Annotated in this window: 17 protein-coding genes; 12 read left to right on the top strand and 5 right to left on the bottom strand. The window is 66.9% G+C overall.

The genetic code is table 11. The features are described 5' to 3' along the window. Positions 1 to 69: 69 nt before the first annotated feature. Complete coding sequence (locus PSTAB_RS18210) at positions 70 to 546, bottom strand: LabA-like NYN domain-containing protein (RefSeq protein WP_013984121.1); 477 nt, start codon at positions 544 to 546, stop codon at positions 70 to 72. A gap of 116 nt (positions 547 to 662) precedes the next feature. Between PSTAB_RS18210 and PSTAB_RS18215 the strand changes: the two genes are divergently transcribed. After that, positions 663 to 1,343, top strand: a complete 681-nt coding sequence (locus PSTAB_RS18215) for a YciC family protein (protein WP_011914723.1) — start codon at positions 663 to 665, stop codon at positions 1,341 to 1,343. Between the two features lie 76 nt (positions 1,344 to 1,419). Continuing rightward, the gene (locus tag PSTAB_RS18220; RefSeq protein ID WP_011914724.1) at positions 1,420 to 1,848 is read left to right on the top strand and encodes a VOC family protein; all 429 of its coding nucleotides are present in this window, start codon (positions 1,420 to 1,422) and stop codon (positions 1,846 to 1,848) included. 10 nt (positions 1,849 to 1,858) lie between these two features. Here PSTAB_RS18220 and PSTAB_RS18225 read toward each other — a convergent pair whose 3' ends face one another. Continuing rightward, entirely contained in the window at positions 1,859 to 2,671 is an 813-nt protein-coding gene (locus PSTAB_RS18225) for an SDR family oxidoreductase (protein WP_013984122.1), read from the bottom strand. A gap of 81 nt (positions 2,672 to 2,752) precedes the next feature. Between PSTAB_RS18225 and PSTAB_RS18230 the strand changes: the two genes are divergently transcribed. Beyond that, positions 2,753 to 3,568: a substrate-binding periplasmic protein gene (locus tag PSTAB_RS18230; protein ID WP_041771865.1), complete on the top strand. Its 816-nt coding sequence runs from the start codon at positions 2,753 to 2,755 to the stop codon at positions 3,566 to 3,568. A 3-nt stretch (positions 3,569 to 3,571) separates the two neighbouring features. Here PSTAB_RS18230 and hrpB read toward each other — a convergent pair whose 3' ends face one another. Together hrpB and PSTAB_RS21990 are read right to left on the bottom strand one after the other, a co-directional pair. Next, positions 3,572 to 6,097 (bottom strand): ATP-dependent helicase HrpB, encoded by a 2,526-nt coding sequence (gene hrpB / locus PSTAB_RS18235; protein WP_013984124.1) that lies wholly within the window; start codon positions 6,095 to 6,097, stop codon positions 3,572 to 3,574. A 59-nt stretch (positions 6,098 to 6,156) separates the two neighbouring features. Beyond that, the gene (locus PSTAB_RS21990; RefSeq protein WP_232244019.1) at positions 6,157 to 6,657 is read right to left on the bottom strand and encodes a hypothetical protein; all 501 of its coding nucleotides are present in this window, start codon (positions 6,655 to 6,657) and stop codon (positions 6,157 to 6,159) included. Between the two features lie 189 nt (positions 6,658 to 6,846). Here PSTAB_RS21990 and PSTAB_RS18245 point away from each other — a divergent pair, with 189 nt between their 5' ends. The 5 genes from PSTAB_RS18245 to PSTAB_RS18270 all read left to right on the top strand — a co-directional run bounded on the left by PSTAB_RS18245 (position 6,847) and on the right by PSTAB_RS18270 (position 9,999). Continuing rightward, a complete protein-coding gene (locus PSTAB_RS18245; RefSeq protein ID WP_011914729.1) occupies positions 6,847 to 7,263 on the top strand; it encodes a hypothetical protein in 417 nt (138 codons plus the stop codon). A 25-nt stretch (positions 7,264 to 7,288) separates the two neighbouring features. Continuing rightward, on the top strand, positions 7,289 to 8,179 hold the full coding sequence (locus PSTAB_RS18250) for a cation diffusion facilitator family transporter (protein WP_013984126.1): 891 nt from the start codon (positions 7,289 to 7,291) through the stop codon (positions 8,177 to 8,179). A gap of 405 nt (positions 8,180 to 8,584) precedes the next feature. After that, the gene (locus PSTAB_RS18255; protein WP_013984127.1) at positions 8,585 to 9,064 is read left to right on the top strand and encodes an Lrp/AsnC family transcriptional regulator; all 480 of its coding nucleotides are present in this window, start codon (positions 8,585 to 8,587) and stop codon (positions 9,062 to 9,064) included. 148 nt (positions 9,065 to 9,212) lie between these two features. Further along, positions 9,213 to 9,605: a globin gene (locus PSTAB_RS18265; protein ID WP_013984128.1), complete on the top strand. Its 393-nt coding sequence runs from the start codon at positions 9,213 to 9,215 to the stop codon at positions 9,603 to 9,605. 175 nt (positions 9,606 to 9,780) lie between these two features. After that, the gene (locus tag PSTAB_RS18270) at positions 9,781 to 9,999 is read left to right on the top strand and encodes a DUF2788 domain-containing protein (RefSeq protein WP_013984129.1); all 219 of its coding nucleotides are present in this window, start codon (positions 9,781 to 9,783) and stop codon (positions 9,997 to 9,999) included. A gap of 21 nt (positions 10,000 to 10,020) precedes the next feature. Here the strand turns inward: PSTAB_RS18270 and PSTAB_RS18275 are convergent, their stop codons facing one another. Beyond that, positions 10,021 to 10,650 carry a pseudouridine synthase gene (locus tag PSTAB_RS18275; protein ID WP_017246504.1) on the bottom strand — a complete coding sequence of 210 codons (630 nt, stop codon included), beginning with the start codon at positions 10,648 to 10,650 and terminating at the stop codon, positions 10,021 to 10,023. 280 nt (positions 10,651 to 10,930) lie between these two features. Here PSTAB_RS18275 and urtA point away from each other — a divergent pair, with 280 nt between their 5' ends. The 4 genes from urtA to urtD all read left to right on the top strand — a co-directional run bounded on the left by urtA (position 10,931) and on the right by urtD (position 15,871). Then, entirely contained in the window at positions 10,931 to 12,199 is a 1,269-nt protein-coding gene (gene urtA / locus PSTAB_RS18280) for an urea ABC transporter substrate-binding protein (RefSeq protein WP_013984130.1), read from the top strand. A gap of 176 nt (positions 12,200 to 12,375) precedes the next feature. Next, positions 12,376 to 13,947, top strand: a complete 1,572-nt coding sequence (gene urtB, locus PSTAB_RS18285; protein WP_013984131.1) for an urea ABC transporter permease subunit UrtB — start codon at positions 12,376 to 12,378, stop codon at positions 13,945 to 13,947. Continuing rightward, entirely contained in the window at positions 13,944 to 15,023 is a 1,080-nt protein-coding gene (urtC, locus tag PSTAB_RS18290; protein WP_003283037.1) for an urea ABC transporter permease subunit UrtC, read from the top strand. Before urtB ends, urtC begins: the two co-directional genes overlap by 4 nt. Next, entirely contained in the window at positions 15,020 to 15,871 is an 852-nt protein-coding gene (gene urtD, locus PSTAB_RS18295; protein WP_003283036.1) for an urea ABC transporter ATP-binding protein UrtD, read from the top strand. The genes urtC and urtD overlap by 4 nt, the downstream gene beginning before the upstream one ends. Positions 15,872 to 15,945 lie beyond the last annotated feature (74 nt).

Consider the following 15,945-nt stretch of genomic DNA (forward strand, 5'->3'; position numbering starts at 1 on the left):
TCCACCCTACACTGGCAAATCCGAGTCGCCCCGTTGGCAGACAATCCCGTTCTCTCAAAGCGGCGGATTTCAGCCACGCAACAACAAATTACCCTCGATCGGCACGTAACGCGTCGCCGCACGGATCAATGACTGCGCGGTGAGCCCCGGCACGCCGTAGGCAGTGGCCTCGACGCCAGCGGCACGCACCCGTTCGAGCAGCAGGTCGAAATCACCGTCACCGGATGCCAGCACCACCTCGTCGACCCAGGCCGCCGCGTCCAGCACGTCGATGGTGATGCCCACGTCCCAGTCGCCCTTGGCCGAGCCGTCGCTGCGCTGGATATAGGGCTTGAGCTTCACCGTGAAGCCCAGCTTGCGCAGGATCTGCTGAAACTGCTGCTGGCGCGGATCGCCGCGCTCGATGGCGTAGGCATAGGCTTCGACGATAGTGCCGCGCCGGCTGACGTCGGCCCACAGCGCCGAGTAGTTGAAGTGGCAGCCATGGGCCTGACGCACGGTGTAGTAGAGGTTCTGCACATCGGCGAACAGGGCAATCTTCTTCACGCGGCGGCCTGAAATCTGAATGGACCGCCAGTATGGACGGCGAAATCGCGCATGTCCCGCCTCGCCCGCATCCGTTACAGTGGCGCCCCCGAAACGCTCCCTGACTGCGGACTGCAATGAACGTTCTTGCCATCCTGCGCGACGCCTGGTTTTTCTACTCCCGCCACTTCCTGACCATCGTCCGGCTCTGCCTGCCGCTGATCCTGCTGGAAAGTCTGACCCGTCTGGGCATCGAGCACTGGCTCGGCGATAACGCACCGCCCGCCCTGGACCTGCTGGTGGGCCTGATCTTCTACCCGCTGTACGTTGGCGCGCTGATCCTCTTTCTGGACGCGCGCAGCCGTGGCCATGATCCGGCTCTGGGCGCGGTCTATGCCCGGGCGCTGCCATTGTGGCCAGCATTGGCCGTGCTCTCGGGGCTGGGCACGCTGTTGATCCTGCTCGGCGCCTCGCTGTTCGTGCTGCCGGGCATCTGGGTAATGGTCAAGATCGCCTTCGCCGAGTACCTGCTGGTGCTGCGCGGGCTGACGCCGCTGGCAGCGCTGAAGCAGAGCTTCCAGCTCACCCGCGGGCATTTCCTGTTGGTCCTGGGCTGTGTGATGACCGTGCTGTTGCCGGTCTGGATGCTCGAGGTCTGGATCGCCGCTCAGCTGTTCGCTGACGAGACCCCGCCGCTATTGCCGGCGATGCTGCTGGATGGCGTGGTCGGCCTGCTGCAACTGCTGCCGACCATCATGCTGTTCCGCTGCTTCATGCTCTGCAGCGAACCGCCGGCAAGGCAGTCGGAGCCCGGCTGAGACGCCGTTCGGCTGGTCCCGCGGTCAGGCGTCGACGGCCTGCTAGGCTTGCGTGGCCATTCAAGGAGAACGCACCATGGCCGAACAGAACCCCAGCATCCTTTCCCACATTTCCCTGGGCAGCAATCGCTTCGACGAGGCGGTTGCCTTCTATGACCAGGTCCTCGCCACCCTCGGCTGCAAACGCATCCTCGAACACCCGGGTGCGGTCGCCTGGGGCCGCGAATATCCCGAATTCTGGGTCCAGCGCCCCTTCGACGGCGGCACCGCCTCCGTCGGCAACGGCACCCATGTGGGCTTCTTCGCAGCCGATCAGGCTGCCGTGGATGCCTTCCACCGAGCCGCCATCGCCGCCGGCGCGGTCGATGAAGGCGCCCCTGGACCACGGCCGGAGTATGGCGAGCCCTATTACGGTTGCTTCGTCCGTGATCTGGACGGTCACAAGATCGAGGCGGCCTACTGGGACGCCGCGCTGATGGAGCAGCTCTACGGCAGCGGCGAGTGACCGCGGAGCATCAGGTTCGACTGCCGAGCAGCCGTGGCAGCAGCAGGTGCTGGTACAGCCGCGGGCACCAGCGCGCCAGCAGCCGCGCCTTCCAGTCGAGATTGGAGTGCACCAGCAACGCGCGCCGACGCAGCGCGCCCTGGTAGATCGCCTCGGCGACATCCTGCGGCGAGGCGACCCGTCCGATGTCCAGCACCGGCGACGGCGCGGTGGAGCCGTCGCCGACCAGCACGTTCTTGCGCAGGTCGGTGGCGGTGTAACCGGGGCAGACCAGCATCACATGCACCCCGGTATCGCTCAGCTCGCCGCGCAGCGTCTCGAACAGCCCGTGCAGTGCGTGTTTGCTGGCGTTGTAGGCGGCGCGGTTGGGCACAGGGGCATACTGCGAAAGCGAGCTGAGCACGATGATCTGCCCGTCCCGGGCGATCAGGCTGGGCAGTGCCGCCTGGGTGCAATGCAGCGCGCCGTAGAAATTCACCGCCATCACCCGCTGGAACACCGCCAGGCTGGTGTTGGCCACCGGGCTGCGATGGGTGATGCCGGCATTGTTGACCAGCACGTCGATGCCGCCGTAACGCTCGATCACCAGCGTCACCGCGCGCTGCACCGCCTCGGCATCGCTGACGTCGCAGCACAGCCCCAGCGCCTCGGCGTTGTGGTGATCGGCCAGGTGCTGCACCAGGCCATCCAGCGCATCCTGATGCAGATCGAAGATTACCAGCCGCGCGCCGGCCTGGGCCATCCGCACCGCCAGGGCACGGCCGATTCCGGCACAGCCACCGGTGATCAGCACCAGTTTGCGGTTGAACACCTTGCGCTGCATATCTTTACTCCTCACCCGCGACATCGCGCCTTGCCTTGAGCATAGGTCGAGATAAGCAGACGTACCTCACGCCGCCGCAAGATGCCTCATGGACAACAGCGCAACGCCTGCGCATGCTTGCCGGAACAGCGCAAGCCAGTGATCGATCCTTTGAAAGCATTCCTCCAACTGGGCGTGGCCCTGCTCTGCAGCCTGTCTGCCGTGGCAATAGCAGATTCCGTTTCGCCGCGAGTCCTCAATATCGGCTATTACGAATTCGCGCCTGCCATCTATACCGACGCCCACGGCACGGCGCGCGGCGAGCTGGCCGAGCTAACCCGCCGCGTGGCGCGCCAGGCCGGCTATGAGGCGCGCTTCCGACTGCTGCCCAGTGCGCGCCTGTATGCGGCACTGGAAAACGGCAGTATCGACGTCTGGCCAGGTGCCCGGGGCAAGCCTGAGCTCACCACGCATACCCTGGAGGGGCGGCATACCCTCAGTCAGATCAACCTCAACCTGTACCACCGTGCGGGCACACCGGCGCCGCGCATTCCCGAGGATCTGGCCGGCAAGTCGCTGATCCTGATCGGCGGCTACAGCTACTGGCCGAACGTCAACACGATGCTCGAGAACCCGGCGCTCGATCTGCGCCTGCTGCGCACCAGCAACCACCTTTCGGCGCTGGAAATGCTGCGGCGCAAGCGTGGCGACTATCTGCTCGACTATCAGATTCCCGTGGAGCAGGCCCGGCAGCGCCTGAACATGGAAGAGCTGCCCTACCTGCGCCTGACCCAGGTGCCGATCCACTTCATCGTTTCACGCCATACGCACGACGCCGAAACCATCGTCGAGGCACTGGATCAGGCCTACGAAACGCTGCGCCAGGCCGGCGAAGACCTCAGCCTGCCCTCCGACTGAGCCTCACTGCCCGCGGGGCTTGGCCCTGGCGGTGGGCTCGGCGATCAGCGGATCGTCCGGCCAGTAGTGCTTGGGATAGCGCCCCTTGAGATCCTTCTTCACCTCGGCATAGGTATTGGCCCAGAAGCTGGCAAGGTCCTGGGTGACCTGTACCGGCCGGCGCGCCGGCGACAGCAGGTGCAGCTTGACGACCTGCCGGCCAGCGGCGATACGCGGCGTGTCGGCCAGGCCGAACAGCTCCTGCAGGCGCACCGCCAGCACCGGCGGCTGCTCGCTGTAGTCCAGCCTGATGCGCGAGCCGGAGGGCACCGTGACGGCCACCGGTGCCTGCTCCTCCAGGCGCTGCGGCAGCGGCCAGGGCAGCAGGGTGGCGAGCATCGCGGCGAGATCGAGCTGGGCGAAGTGCACCAGCCGCGTGACCTTGCCCAGATAAGGCAGCAGCCAGTCCTCCAGGCGTGCCAGCAGTGCGGCGTCGCTGACATCCGGCCAGTCGCTGGTGTCGCCCGCATCCAGCTCGAGCTGGCGCAGCAGGCCGATGCGCGCCTGCCACTGGCGCAGCTCCGGCGTCCAGGCCAGCAGTTCCAGCCCCTTGCGCCGCACCAGCGCGAGCAGCGCCTTGCCACGTGCCTCTTCGTCCAGCGTCGGCAGCGGTTCGCGACTGAGCACCAGCTCGCCGACCCGCCGCTGCCGCTCGGCACGCAGCACGCCCTCGCGCTCGTCCCATTCCAGCTCGTCGCGCACGGCGACCTGCTCGGCCAGCGCCCCCTCGAACAATGCCGCGTCCAGCGCCACGGCGCGATAGATGCGCTCCTCACGCTGGCCCTGATGGCTGCCCAGCTCGGCGATCACCAGCCACGGCTCCTTCATCAACTGGTCCGGCTCGCCGAACTGCGCCGCGCGGCCGTTGGCCAGCCGATAGCCACCGCCGCCCTCGCGGCGCTGTCGGGCCACCCGGTCCGGATAGGCGAAGGCCAGCAGTGCGGCCAGGGCGTGTTGCTCATCGAGTTCAGCAGCCGGCGCCGCCGCAGCACCGCGCAGCAAGCTGCGAAACTGCCGGGCCATCTGCCGGACGCGCTGTACCCCAGCACCACGACCATCCTGCAACTGATGCAGGCGCAGGGCGAGATCGGCTCCGCCGCCGCGCTGCCCGCCGGGTTGAATGTCACGCTCGACCAGCAGCGCCGCCACGTCGGCAGCCAACGCAGCCACGCCCAACGCCTGCCCGCGCAGCAGCATGTGCGCCAGGCGCGGATGCACCGGCAGCTCGGCCATCGCCTGGCCGTGACGGGTCAGCTGCCAGCCGCCGTGCTCGCTGCGCTGCAGCGCACCGAGGCGCTCCAGCAGGGCCTGCGCCTGACCGTAGGCGGCGGCCGGCGGACGATCGAGCCAGGCCAGCTCGTCGGGCTCGACACCCCAGCGCGCCAGCTGCAGCGCGACGCCGGCAAGATCCGCCTGGAGAATTTCCGCCTCGCCGTAGGCCGCCAGCTGCCCGTGCTGCTCCTCCGACCACAGCCGGTAGCAGACACCCGGCTCCAGCCGCCCGGCCCGCCCCGCCCGTTGCGTGGCCGAGGCACGGGAGATGCGCCGGGTTTCCAGGCGGGTCATGCCACTGCCGGGATCGAAGCGCGGCACCCGCGCCAGCCCGGCGTCCACCACCACCCGCACACCTTCGATGGTCAGACTGGTCTCGGCGATATTGGTCGCCAGCACGACCTTGCGCAGGCCTGCCGGTGCAGGCTCGATGGCCGCACGCTGCTGGGCCAGCTCCAGTTCGCCATGCAGCGGGCAGAGGAGGATGTCGCCGCGCCCCTCCAGCTGTTCGGTCAGCGCTTCGTTCACCCGACGGATCTCGGCCTGCCCCGGCAGGAACACCAGCACGCTGCCGCGCTCGTCCTGCAGCGCCTGCAGCACCGTCTGCACCACCCGCGGCTCGATGCGCTCGCCCGGCGCCAGCGGGCGGCCCCAGCGCTGCTCCACCGGGTGCATGCGTCCCTCGCTGCGCACCACCGGTGCCTCGTCGAGCAACGCCGACAGGCGCTGGCCCTCCAGCGTCGCCGACATCAGCAGCAGCTTGAGCGGCTCGTCGCGCAGTAGCTGACGCGCATTGAGGGTCAGCGCCAGGGCCAGATCGGCATCCAGGCTGCGCTCGTGGAATTCGTCGAAGATCACCAGCCCGACGCCTTCCAGTGCCGGGTCGTCCTGCAGGCGGCGCGCAAGGATGCCCTCGGTGACCACCTCGATGCGGGTGTTCGGCCCGACCTTGCTGTCCAGGCGGATGCGGTAGCCCACCGTCTCGCCGACCCGCTCGCCCAGCTCGCTGGCCAGGCGTTCGGCGGCGGCGCGGGCGGCCAGCCGGCGCGGTTCGAGCATGATGATGGTCTGCCCGGCCAGCCAGGCTTCGCCGAGCAGCGCCAGCGGCACGCGGGTGGTCTTGCCGGCGCCGGGCGGCGCCTCGAGCACGGCTTCGTCGCGCTGCTGCAGGGCCTGGCGCAACGCCGGCAGAACTTCGTCGATCGGTAGGGAATTCATGAGCACTCGCTTCGGGCAGACGATTCAACAACCGAAGCGCCCGCCCGAAGCTGGGCGCATCAGTTGACGCTGTAGCCGCGTCCGGTCAGGCAGGCACCGAGGGCGCGCTTGTAGGTGTCGGCAACGCTGGCCGCCGGGGCCGTCCGGGCGCTGGCCGGGTCGAAACCGCTCTGGCTGACCGCCCAGCTATGGCACTCGTAGCGGTCGCGGCTCTGCTGCTCGGCACTCTGGCCCTTGGCCGGATAGGCGATCACATCATATCGCGTGGCCTCGCTGGCCGGCAGCGGCGGCTGGCTGACGGGTTCGTAGACGTTGCGCTCGGCATTCCACAGGTAATAGGTTCCGGCGGCGACGAAGCAGAGCATGCTGCCGATCCACACCTCCCGCGCGCCGGCTGGCAGTCCGTGCCCATGACGCGGCCCTGGCGCAGGGTAGGGCCCCGGGCCGCCCGGCCCACGCTGCATGCCCGGACCCGGCCCGGGCGGTGCAGCAAGGGCGGTCGCTGCAACGCAGAAGGAAAGGAACGCGCCGAGCGCGGCGCGCGGCAATGATCCGAACATGGTGGTGCACTCCGAGTGAGAGGAATCGCCACGCGATTATCCGCCGGAGCCGCGCCGGGCTCCGTCAATGCTCGGTAAGGACTGGGTAAAGCTGCCAGGCGCCGAACACCCGTGCGTGCGGCATGGTCTGATGTCGAGAAAACATCATCCAGCCCTTGTATAGTTGCGCCACTTTTCCAGGAGGTCTTTATGCGTACCCGTAACCGAATCATCGGCGGCGTGTTGGCCGCGTCCCTGTTCACCCAGCTGACCGCCTGCGGCACGCTGTTCTACCCCGATCGCCGCGGGCAGATCGAAGGCCGCATCGACCCGGCCATCGCCGTGCTCAACGCCGTCGGCCTGCTGTTCTACGTCATCCCCGGACTGATCGCGTTCGGCATCGACTTCGCCACCGGTGCGATCTACCTGCCGGACAACCAGTACTCCATGGCGCCGGAGAAATTGCAGGAAGCGATCGGCGCCGATGGGCAGATCGACCAGGCCCGCCTGAAAGCCATCATCGAGGCGGAAACCGGCCGCAGCCTGCCGCTGGACGACCCGCGACTGATCCAGCACAACGGCAGCGTCGAGCAGCTGGCCGCCTTCGGCCTGCGCCCGGCCGCCTGATGCCCACGAGGGACAGCCGCCGCCGATGAGCATCAATCGCGACCACGCCCGGCTCATGCGCCGGGCCAGCGCCGCGGCATTGGCGACGGCCATCCTGCTGGCGCTGAGCAAGGCCGTCGCCTGGTGGCTGAGCGGCTCGGTGAGCCTGCTGGCCGGCCTCACCGACTCGCTGCTGGACGGCGCCGCCTCGCTGCTCAACCTGCTGGCGGTGCACTACTCGCTGCGCCCGGCGGACGACGATCACCGCTACGGCCATGGCAAGGCCGAGGCACTGGCCGGGCTGGGGCAGGCGGCATTCATCTGCGTCAGCGCGATCCTCGTCGGCGTGCAAGGCGTCGACCGCCTGCTGCATCCGCAACCGTTGGGCGCGCAGGGTGTAGGCATCGCGGTGATGATCTTCTCGCTGGTGATGACCGCCGTGCTGCTGACCTACCAGCATCACGTGGTGAAAATCACCGGTTCCACCGCCGTTCGCGCCGATTCGCTGCACTACCGCTCCGACCTGCTGCTCAACAGCAGCATCCTGCTCGCGCTGGTCCTCGCCAGCTTTGGCTGGGAGCGTACCGACGCGTTGTTCGGCATCGCCATCGCCTTTTACATCTTCTGGAGCGCGATCAGCATCGTCCGCGAGGCCGGGGCCGTGCTGATGGATACCGAGCTGTCGCCGGAGATCAGCGAACAGATGCAGCAACTGGTCTGCGAAGTGCCCGGGGTACATGGTTGCCATGACTTCCGCACGCGGGTTTCCGGCACGCGCTGGTTCGTCCAGTTGCACCTGGAACTGCCTGGTGAACTGCCGCTGTCGCAGGCACATGATCTGTGTGTGGCGGTGGAGAATGCGATTCATGACCGCTATCCGAACGCGGAGGTGCTGGTGCATGCCGACCCGCTTGAGGTAGCGCCGCCGAGGCGGTGAGCCTTCGACCAGTGTCAGGCGTCGGGGCGATAGAGCCCCTGTCTGTATCGCTTGCAGGTTTGCAGACCTTGCATCGCCGATCACATCCAAACCCCCACGACGCCCACAACGAAAAAGACCACGCCTGGGCGTGGTCTCTTCGATTCGTCTGGCCGATGGTAACGGCTGCTTCGCACGGTGCCTCGTGAGCGCCGGAGGCCCGGACCGTCGGTCTCGGTAAGACTTTCGGTGACCGCGGCGGGGATCGCGTGCCGTGGTCGTTCTGCCGGGGGCTGAAGTTGAGATAAAGCTTACGCCGCCCCGACCGGCACCGGATTGCTAAGATTGCTGATCAAGGCACCTCTTGCGCAATCTTCAGCCCTGGACTCATCATCACGCGCAATCCGATCCCAAAGGCATCCCTCCATGAGCAAACTCGACCGCTACGACCTGCGCATTCTCGCCGAACTGCAGCACGACGCCCGCATTTCGAACCAGGAGTTGGCCGAACGCATCGGACTGTCGCCCTCGCCCTGCTCACGCCGCGTCAAGCAACTGGAAGACGACGGCTATATCGCTCGCCAGGTAGCCCTGCTCGACCGCAAGAAGCTCGGCCTGACGCTGACCGCCTACGTGCTGATCGGCATGGACCGGCACACCCCGGAGCGCTTCGAGCACTTCGAGGGCGTGATCGGACGCTGCCCGGAAGTGCTGGAATGCAGCCTGGTCACCGGCATGGATGCCGACTACCAGCTCAAGGTGGTGGTGCCGGACATGGACCACTACCAACAGTTCCTGCTCGACACCCTCACGCGTATCGAAGGCGTCTCCAGCGTGCGTTCCAGCTTTGTCCTGCGTCAGGTGGCATCGAGCACCGAGCTGCCACTGGAGCATTTGCGCAGCTGAGACGCAGCGCACAGGTTGTACCCTACTTTCCGAAGGGTTACTGCCTATAATCCGCGCCCTTGCATCCGGTGTCGCCAGGCGCGCCGGACAGCCGAATGCGACGCTCCGTACAGGCGCCGCTCCCGAACCTTCGTGCCAGGGATGCCCCATGAACGACACCAACCGCGTCATGCAGAGCTATGGCCGCTGCTGCGCGAGCCCCCGCTTCTTCGATGACTTCTACGCCACCTTTCTCGCCAGCTCGCCAGCGATACGGGAGAAGTTCGCCCGTACCGACATGACCGCGCAGAAGCAGCTGTTGCGCGCCGGCATCCTCAACCTGGTGCTGTTCGCCCGCGGCATGCCGGACACCAAGCTCCGTGCGCTGGGTCAGAGCCATTCGCGGGCACAGCTGGATATCCATCCGGAGCTCTATGACCTGTGGATCGATGCCCTGCTCGAGACCATCGGGCAACACGACGAGGACCTGCAGCAGGCGGACCTGCAGGCCTGGCGCGCGGTGCTGAACAAGGGCATCGATGTGATCAAGGCGGCCTACTGAATTCGGGCGAGACATTTCGCCGCACCGGCGCCCGGTCGGCGCGATCCGAACGCTTTGCGAGCACGACCGTCCAACCAGCGGTGGCACACGCGCCGCTTTGCGCAGGCGTATACTGCCCCGCTTTCGCGCCCGGCCTGCCACGGGCGCCGTCGTCGAAGTCAGTCAGGAGAACCCTGTGGATCCCGAAGTTTTCGAAAAGTGGATGATGATCGTGCTGGTCGGCGGGCTGATGGCCTTCATGGCCTTCATCATCTGGGACCTGGCTAAGAAGTCGAAGGCCGGGCGCCTTGGCACCGCCATCCTCTTCCTCGGTCTCGGCCTGTGCCTGTTCGCCTTTCTCGCCAAGCCGGTCATCGGATACATCATCGAAGTGACTCAGGGCATCCCGCACTGAGTTGAGGCACCGGCCGGCGCGCTACAGCTGCGCCGGCACTTCCCGCCACTCGCCCGGCTGCAGGCCGTCCAGCGCCCAGGGGCCGATGCGCACCCGTACCAGGCGCAAGGTCGGCAAGCCAACCGCCGCCGTCATGCGCCTCACCTGGCGATTGCGCCCTTCGCGAATCACCAGCTCCAGCCAGCTGGTCGGTACGCTCTTGCGGAAGCGCACCGGCGGATTGCGCGGCCACAGCTCGGGCTCATCGAGCTGCCGCGCTTCGGCCGGCAGGGTCATGCCGTCGTTCAGCTCGACGCCCTGACGCAGCCGCTCCAGCTGTGTCTCGTCCACCTCGCCTTCCACCTGCACCCAGTAGGTCTTGGGCAGCTTGTGCTTCGGGTCGGCGATACGCGCCTGCAACCGACCGTCGTTGGTCAGCAGCAACAGACCCTCGCTGTCGCGATCCAGGCGCCCGGCGGGGTAGACGCCCGGCACCGAGACGAAGTCCTTCAAGGTCGCACGACCATCGGCATCGGCGAACTGCGTAAGCACGTCGAACGGCTTGTTCAGCAGCAACAGCCGCGGCTCGGCCGGCGGCGCCTTGGCGACGCGCCGCGGCGCAGGCGCTCTGGCAGGCGATCGCGAGGATGGAGAACGCGGTGGGCGGGGCATGGCGACGGGTCTCGGAGCGGGCCGGCCATGCTAGAAGCCAGGCCTGCAGCGGGCAAGTGGCGGGCCGGCACCGAAATCGGGCAAAGCGGGCCCTGGCAGTGCACCACGCGCCCTGCGATGCACCAGCTTGGCTCACCACGAAAGCTGCCGGATCAACCCAGGATCGGCGCAAAGCGGCGTCGTAGAAGGCTTTGCGCGATTTGGCACGGATGCTGCCATTGCTCCAGGCGTTCCGATGTACCCAGCCCACAGTTGCGCACGGACAGCCAAGGAGCCCCAAATGAAACGCCGTCCTCTGATCGAGACCACCCTCGCCGCCAGTGCCCTGATGCTCAGCGGTCTGTTCCCCTTCACCCTGCAGGCCGCCGAAACCATCAAGGTCGGCATCCTGCATTCGCTGTCCGGCACCATGGCCATCTCCGAGACCTCGCTCAAGGACATGGCGCTGATGACGATCGACGAGATCAACGCCAAGGGCGGCGTGCTCGGCAAGCAGCTCGAGCCGGTGGTGGTCGATCCGGCTTCCAACTGGCCGCTGTTCGCCGAGAAAGGCCGTCAGCTGCTGACCCAGGACAAGGTCGCGGTGACCTTCGGTTGCTGGACTTCGGTTTCGCGCAAATCCGTGCTGCCGGTCTATGAAGAACTCAACGGTCTGCTGTTCTACCCGGTGCAGTACGAAGGCGAGGAACTGTCGCCGAACGTCTTCTACACCGGCGCCGCACCGAACCAGCAGGCCATCCCGGCCGTCGAGTACCTGATGAGCGAAGACGGCGGCAGCGCCGAGCGCTTCTTCCTGCTCGGTACCGACTACGTCTACCCGCGCACCACCAACAAGATCCTGCGCGCCTTCCTGATCAGCAAGGGCGTGCCGGAATCCAGCATCGAAGAGGTCTACACCCCCTTCGGTCACAGCGATTACCAGACCATCGTCGCCAACATCAAGAAGTTCGCCGCCGGCGGCAAGACGGCCGTGGTGTCGACCATCAACGGCGACTCCAACGTGCCCTTCTACAAGGAGCTGGCCAACCAGGGCCTGGACGCCACCGACGTTCCGGTCGTCGCCTTCTCGGTCGGTGAAGAAGAGCTGCGTGGCATCGACACCAAGCCGCTGGTCGGGCACCTGGCCGCCTGGAACTACTTCCAGTCGGTGGAGAACCCGGTCAACGAAGCCTTCGTCAGCAAGTGGAAGGCCTACGCCAAGGCCAAGAACCTGCCGGGCGCCGACAAGGCCGTGACCAACGACCCGATGGAGGCCACCTACGTAGGCATCCACATGTGGGCGCAGGCGGTCGAGAAGGCCGGCAGCACCGAGGTGGACAAGGTACGCGATGCACTCGCCGGGCAGACCTTCAAGGCACCGAGCGGCTACACCCTGACCATGGACGAGAAGAACCACCACCTGCACAAGCCGGTGATGATCGGCGAGGTCCAGGAGGACGGTCAGTTCTCGGTGGTCTGGGAAACCGAAAGCCCGGTCCGCGCCCAGCCGTGGAGCCCCTACATCCCGGGCAACGACAAGAAGCCGGATTACGCGGTGAAGTCCAACTAACCGCTGCGGTCGCCATGGTGGATGGGTGACGCACCGATTTCGCGTCCCGATCCACCCCACGATCCCTCGGCTTTCGTTGGGCGGATCGGGACGCGTAGTCGAGACGTTCTCATCCGCCCGCCCATCGCCGCCACCTCCGTCAAGAGAGCCCGCGGCGCCCCCTGGGGAATTCACGCATGAACACTGCCCTGCACCGATTATTGCTGCTGCTCCTGCTCGCCCTGCCCTGGGCGGCACAGGCCGGAGACGCGGCCGACTACGCCAAGGCCAGCCCGGCCAAACAGGCCAAGCTGCTGGAAAGCTGGGCCGCCGTGCCCGCGCCTGAGCGCCTGCCGTTGATCGAAGCGCTGCGCGCCAGCCGCGTGGTGATCGACCAGAACAAGACGCCCTTCATCGAGGAAAACGGAGCCTACCGTGCCCTCGAAGGTGATGCCGAGCCGGTCGGCACGCCGAAGAAGCTGCGCCTGAACAACCGCCTGCGCGGCCTGCTCAACACCGCCCTGGCGAGCCACCAGCTGTTCGCCGAAGACCCCGCGCAGCGCCTCGCCGCGGCCAAGCGCCTGCAGCGCAGCGGCCAACCGGAACAGCTCGAGCTGCTTCAGCAGCGCCTGGACGCCGAGGACGATGCCGCCGTCAGCGAAGCGCTGACCCTGGCGCTGGCCAACCTGCAGCTGACCGCGAATGATCCGGCAGTACGCCTCGCCGCGGTGCGCCTGCTCGGCGAAACCGGCGCGCCCATGGCCCGGGTGCGCCTGGAGAACCTGCTGGCCGACGAGGCGGAAACCGACGCCAACGTGCGCAAGGCCGCCGAGACCAGCCTGGCGCAGGTCAAGCGCAAGCTCCTGATCGGCGAGCTGCTCGGCCAGGCTTTCAGCGGCCTGTCGCTGGGCTCGATCCTGCTGCTCGCCGCCCTCGGCCTGGCGATCACCTTCGGCCTGCTCGGGGTGATCAACATGGCCCACGGCGAGATGCTCATGCTCGGGGCCTACACCACCTACATGGTGCAAGTGCTGATGGCGCGGCTCACCCCGGAAGCCCTCGCCTTCTACCCGCTGGTGGCGTTGCCGGTGGCCTTCTTCGTCACCGCCGCGATCGGCATGGCACTGGAACGCACGGTGATCCGCCATCTCTACGGCCGCCCGCTGGAAACCCTGCTGGCGACCTGGGGCATCAGCCTGATCCTGATCCAGCTGGTGCGGGTGCTGTTCGGCGCGCAGAACGTCGAGGTCGCCAATCCGGCCTGGCTGTCCGGTGGCCTGCAGGTGCTGCCGAACCTGGTGCTGCCGTACAACCGCATGGTGATCATCGGCTTCGCGCTGTTCGTGGTGCTTCTGACCTGGCTCTTGCTGAACAAGACGCGCCTGGGCCTGAACGTGCGCGCGGTCACGCAGAACCGCAACATGGCCGCCTGCTGCGGGGTGCCCACCGGGCGCATCGACATGATGGCGTTCGGGCTGGGTTCCGGCATCGCCGGGCTCGGCGGCGTGGCCCTGAGCCAGATCGGCAACGTCGGCCCGGACCTCGGCCAGAGCTACATCATCGATTCCTTCCTGGTGGTGGTGCTCGGCGGTGTCGGTCAGCTGGCCGGCAGCATCTTCGCCGCCTTCGGCCTCGGCATCGCCAACAAGATCCTCGAACCGCAGATCGGCGCCGTGCTGGGCAAGATCCTCATCCTCGCGCTGATCATCCTCTTCATCCAGAAGCGTCCTCAGGGGCTCTTCGCTCTCAAGGGGAGGGTCATCGATTGAACCAGCCACTTACCCTCACCGCCGCGCAGAAAGCCGGGCCGAAAGCCACGGTCATCGCCCTCGGCCTGGCGCTCGCCGTCCTCGTCGCCATGCCGCTGCTGCACCTGCTGCCGGCCGAGCATGCCCTGCACGTTTCGGCCTACACCCTGACCCTGGTGGGCAAGATCCTCTGCTACGCCATCGTCGCCCTGGCGCTGGATCTGGTCTGGGGTTACGCGGGGCTCTTGTCACTCGGCCACGGCCTGTTCTTCGCCCTCGGTGGCTACGCCATGGGCATGTACCTGATGCGCCAGAGCGCCGGTGACGGCCTGCCGGCATTCATGAGCTTCCTCGCCTGGAACGAGCTGCCCTGGTACTGGTATGGCACCTCGAGCTTCCTCTGGGCCATGTGCCTGGTGGTGCTGGTGCCCGGCGTGCTGGCCTTCGTCTTCGGCTTCTTCGCCTTCCGCTCGCGGATCAAGGGCGTGTACTTCTCGATCATGACCCAGGCGCTGACCTTCGCCGGCATGCTCCTGTTCTTCCGCAACGAGACCGGCTTCGGCGGCAACAACGGCTTCACCGATTTCAAGACCATCCTCGGTTTCTCGATCTCGGCGCCGGCGACCCGCGCCACGCTGTTTCTCGCCACCGTGGCGCTCCTGGCCGGCAGCCTGTACCTGGGCTTCCGCCTGGCGCGCAGCAAGTTCGGCCGGGTGCTCACCGCCCTGCGCGATGCCGAGAACCGGCTGATGTTCTGCGGCTACGATCCGCGCGGCTACAAGCTGTTCATCTGGACGCTGTCGGCGGTGCTCTGCGGCCTGGCCGGCGCGCTCTATGTGCCGCAGGTGGGGATCATCAACCCCAGCGAGATGGCGCCGACGCAATCCATCGAGGCCGCCGTCTGGGTCGCCCTCGGCGGACGCGGCACGCTGATCGGCCCGCTGCTCGGCGCCGGCCTCGTCAACGGCATGAAGAGCTGGTTCACCGTGGCGTTCCCCGAATACTGGCTGTTCGCCCTCGGTGCGCTGTTCATCGTCGTTACCCTGTACCTGCCCAAGGGCGTCATCGGCCTCATCAAGCGGAGGGGCGAAGAATGAAAACCGTACCCTGCAGCGCCGTCATCGACGGCTTCGACCCCACCGGCGGTGGCCTGACCCGCGATGCCATCGGCCTCGGCCGGGTCGCCGAGAAGGGTCTGGACGTACGCCACGGCACCATCCTCAGCCTGGAAGACATCAACGTCAGCTTCGACGGCTTCAAGGCGCTGACGGATCTCAGCCTGTACATCGGCGTCGGCGAGCTGCGCTGCATCATCGGCCCCAACGGCGCCGGCAAGACCACCATGATGGACGTCATCACCGGCAAGACGCGCCCCACCAGCGGCAGCGCTTGGTTCGGCGAAACCCTGGACCTGACCCGCATGAGCGAGGTGGACATCGCCCAGGCCGGCATCGGCCGCAAATTCCAGAAGCCCACGGTGTTCGAGGCGCTTTCGGTGTTCGAGAACCTGGAGCTGGCGCAGAAGACCGACAAGTCGGTGTGGGCGAGCCTCAGGGCCAGGCTTTCCGGCGAGCAGAAGGACCGCATCGACGAAGTGCTGGAGACCATCCGCCTCGGCCAGTCGCGTCATCGCCCGGCCGGGCTGCTGTCCCACGGGCAGAAGCAGTTCCTCGAGATCGGCATGCTGCTGATGCAGTCGCCGCAGCTCTTGCTGCTCGACGAACCGGTAGCCGGCATGACCGATGCCGAGACCGAATTCACCGCCGAGCTGTTCAAGTCGCTGGCGCGCAAGCATTCGCTGATGGTGGTCGAGCACGACATGGGCTTCGTCGAGACCATCGCCGACCACGTCACCGTGCTGCACCAGGGCCAGGTGCTGGCCGAGGGTTCGCTGCAACAGGTGCAGGCGGATGAGCGGGTGATCGAGGTGTATCTGGGGCGTTGAGCAAACAGGTGGATGGCTTCGGCCATCCACCCTACGCCCGTCGAATCGTAGGGTGGATAACGCCGCAGGCTTAT

The organism is Stutzerimonas stutzeri (assembly GCF_000219605.1).
GTDB classification, from domain to species: domain Bacteria; phylum Pseudomonadota; class Gammaproteobacteria; order Pseudomonadales; family Pseudomonadaceae; genus Stutzerimonas; species Stutzerimonas stutzeri.

What these genes read in the sequence shown, in the direction of transcription:
- PSTAB_RS18255 (WP_013984127.1), top strand. Translation starts at nt 8,585, where the DNA reads ATGAGCAAACTCGACCGCTACGACCTGCGCATTCTCGCCGAACTGCAG.
- PSTAB_RS18225 (WP_013984122.1), bottom strand. Translation starts at nt 2,671, where the DNA reads ATGCAGCGCAAGGTGTTCAACCGCAAACTGGTGCTGATCACCGGTGGC.
- PSTAB_RS18230 (WP_041771865.1), top strand. Translation starts at nt 2,753, where the DNA reads ATGCCTCATGGACAACAGCGCAACGCCTGCGCATGCTTGCCGGAACAG.
- urtA (WP_013984130.1), top strand. Translation starts at nt 10,931, where the DNA reads ATGAAACGCCGTCCTCTGATCGAGACCACCCTCGCCGCCAGTGCCCTG.
- PSTAB_RS18215 (WP_011914723.1), top strand. Translation starts at nt 663, where the DNA reads ATGAACGTTCTTGCCATCCTGCGCGACGCCTGGTTTTTCTACTCCCGC.
- PSTAB_RS21990 (WP_232244019.1), bottom strand. Translation starts at nt 6,657, where the DNA reads ATGTTCGGATCATTGCCGCGCGCCGCGCTCGGCGCGTTCCTTTCCTTC.
- PSTAB_RS18275 (WP_017246504.1), bottom strand. Translation starts at nt 10,650, where the DNA reads ATGCCCCGCCCACCGCGTTCTCCATCCTCGCGATCGCCTGCCAGAGCG.
- PSTAB_RS18220 (WP_011914724.1), top strand. Translation starts at nt 1,420, where the DNA reads ATGGCCGAACAGAACCCCAGCATCCTTTCCCACATTTCCCTGGGCAGC.
- urtB (WP_013984131.1), top strand. Translation starts at nt 12,376, where the DNA reads ATGAACACTGCCCTGCACCGATTATTGCTGCTGCTCCTGCTCGCCCTG.
- PSTAB_RS18245 (WP_011914729.1), top strand. Translation starts at nt 6,847, where the DNA reads ATGCGTACCCGTAACCGAATCATCGGCGGCGTGTTGGCCGCGTCCCTG.
- PSTAB_RS18265 (WP_013984128.1), top strand. Translation starts at nt 9,213, where the DNA reads ATGAACGACACCAACCGCGTCATGCAGAGCTATGGCCGCTGCTGCGCG.
- hrpB (WP_013984124.1), bottom strand. Translation starts at nt 6,097, where the DNA reads ATGAATTCCCTACCGATCGACGAAGTTCTGCCGGCGTTGCGCCAGGCC.
- urtD (WP_003283036.1), top strand. Translation starts at nt 15,020, where the DNA reads ATGAAAACCGTACCCTGCAGCGCCGTCATCGACGGCTTCGACCCCACC.
- PSTAB_RS18250 (WP_013984126.1), top strand. Translation starts at nt 7,289, where the DNA reads ATGAGCATCAATCGCGACCACGCCCGGCTCATGCGCCGGGCCAGCGCC.